At 72.2% G+C, this 2,422-nt stretch carries 2 protein-coding genes; one reads left to right on the top strand and one right to left on the bottom strand.

Translation table 11 applies throughout. The features are described from left to right. Positions 1–75: 75 nt before the first annotated feature. A complete protein-coding gene (locus tag ACFWEJ_RS28410; protein WP_377232507.1) occupies positions 76–1,674 on the bottom strand; it encodes an ABC-F family ATP-binding cassette domain-containing protein in 1,599 nt (532 codons plus the stop codon). 127 nt (positions 1,675–1,801) lie between these two features. Between ACFWEJ_RS28410 and ACFWEJ_RS28415 the strand changes: the two genes are divergently transcribed. Beyond that, positions 1,802–2,422: MFS transporter (locus ACFWEJ_RS28415; RefSeq protein ID WP_377232508.1), on the top strand; the 621-nt coding region annotated here is incomplete at its 3' end.

Here is a 2,422-nt window from a genome sequence, read left to right on the forward strand (position 1 = left end):
GAGCTAGCAGTGCTCGCTCAGCGTTACCCCCTCGGCTGCGTCATCGGTTCCCGGAGAGCCGCTCAGGCGTCAGCCTCACGCGAGGGAGACGAGCTCCTGGTAGCTGTCGTTCCAGAGGTCCTCGTCGCCGTCGGGCAGCAGCAGTACGCGCTCGGGCTCCAGGGCCTCGACGGCGCCGTCGTCGTGGGTCACCATCACGACCGCGCCCTCGTACGTCTTGAGCGCCCCGAGGATCTCGGCCCGGGAGGCGGGGTCGAGGTTGTTCGTGGGCTCGTCGAGCAGCAGCACGTTCGCGCCGGAGACGACGATGGTCGCGAGCGCGAGCCGCGTCTTCTCGCCGCCGGACAGCACGTGGGCGGGCTTCTCGGCGTCGTCCCCGCTGAACAGGAACGAGCCGAGCACGGAACGGACCTGCGTGTCCGTCAGGTCGGGCGCGGCGTGCCGCAGGTTCTCGACGACGGTCGCGTGCATGTCGAGCGTGTCGTGCTCCTGGGCGTAGTAGCCGAGCTTGAGGCCGTGCCCGGGCTCGACCTCGCCGGTGTCCGGGGCCTCGACGCCCGCGAGGATGCGCAGCAGCGTCGTCTTGCCGGCGCCGTTGAAGCCGAGGATCACGACGCGCGACCCGCGGTCGATCGCCAGGTCGACCCCGGCGAACACCTCCTGCGACCCGTACGCCTTGGACAGCCCGCTCGCGGTGAGCGGCGTGCGCCCGCAGGGCGCCGGCGTCGGGAACCGGAGCTTGGCCACGCGGTCGGCGGCGCGCTCGTTCTCCAGGCCGCCGAGCATCTTCTCGGCGCGCTTGATCATGTTCTGCGCGGCGGTCGCCTTGGTCGCCTTGGCGCGCATCTTCTCGGCCTGGGCGAGCAGCGTGCCCGCCTTCTTCTCGGCGTTGGCCCGCTCGCGCCGACGACGCCGCTCGTCCGTCTCGCGCTGCTCCAGGTAGGTGTCCCAGCCCATGTTGTACTGGTCGAGCTCACCCCGGTTGGCGTCCAGGTGGAACACCTTGTTCACCGTGGCGCGCAGCAGGTCGACGTCGTGGCTGATCACGATGAACCCGCCGTTGTACGCCTTGAGGTAGTCGCGCAGCCAGATGATCGAGTCGGCGTCGAGGTGGTTGGTGGGCTCGTCCAGCAGCAGCGTCTCGACGCCGCTGAACAGGATGCGCGCCAGCTCGATCCGGCGGCGCTGACCGCCGGAGAGGGTGCTCAGGGGCTGGCCCAGCACGCGCTCGTCCAGGCCGAGGTTCGCCGTGATGATCTGCGCCTCGGACTCCGCGGCGTACCCGCCGGCTGCGAGGAACCGCGCCTCCAGCTTGGGGTACCGCTCCAGCGCGGCCGCCTGGGTGGCCGGGTCGGCCGACGCCATCTCGCCCTCGGCCTCGCGCATCTGCGTGATGACCCGGTCGAGGTTGCGCGCGGAGAGCACGCGGTTCATCGCGAGGACCTCGAGGTCGCCCGTACGCGGGTCCTGTGGCAGGTAGCCGATGTCGGTACCGCGCACGATCTGCCCGCCCGTGGGCTGGGTCTCGCCCGCGAGGGTCTTGGTCAGCGTGGTCTTGCCGGCACCGTTGCGACCGACCAGGCCGATCCGGTCGCCCGAGGCGACCCGGAAGGTGGCCTCGCTCAGCAGCACGCGCGCGCCGACGCGCAGCTCGACGCCATGGGCAGTGATCACGCAGGTGGTCCTCACGGTCAGGGGGATGGTGGCAGGGTGGATCGGCCCACGGCGGCGGGGGCCGGTCCAGTCTAGGGGGTGCGGGTGCGGCAACGGGCAGGTCGCGACGAATGTCACCATGGAGCCCATGCCCAGTTCACGTGGTGAGGTCACCGCCTGGCAGCCCGGCGACGTGCGCGACGCGGCCGGCGGCCTGTTCGCCCTGGCCCTCGCCACGTTCGTCGCCGTCACCACCGAGCTGGTCCCGGTGGGCCTGCTCCCTCTGATCAGCGACGACCTCGCCGTGTCCGAGTCCGTGGCGGGCCTCCTGGTCACCGCGTACGCGTTCATGGTCGCGGCGCTCGCCCTGCCGCTGACGTCGGCGACGCGCCGACTGCCGCGCAAGACCGTGCTGCTCGGCACGATCGCCGTCTACACGGTGAGCAACGTGATCGTCGCGCTCGCCCCCACCTTCGCCGTCGTCGCCGCGGCCCGGGCGCTGGGCGGGGCGGCGCACGCCGTCTTCTTCTCGGTGAGCATCGGGTACGCGTCGCGCCTGGTGCGGCCGCACCTCGCGGGACGGGCCCTGGCGCTCGTCACGCTGGGCGCGTCGGCCGGGTTCATCCTCGGCGTCCCGCTGTCGACGTCGCTGGGCACCGCCGTCGGCTGGCGCAACGCGTTCCTCGTCCTGACGGGCGTGTGCGTCGTCGCGGGCGTGCTCACGGCCCTGCTGCTGCCGTCCGTCGCGGGCGGCGGCGCTCCCCCGGAC

Origin of the sequence: Promicromonospora sp. NPDC060204 (assembly GCF_042728455.1) — a bacterium.
Taxonomy (GTDB): domain Bacteria; phylum Actinomycetota; class Actinomycetes; order Actinomycetales; family Cellulomonadaceae; genus Promicromonospora.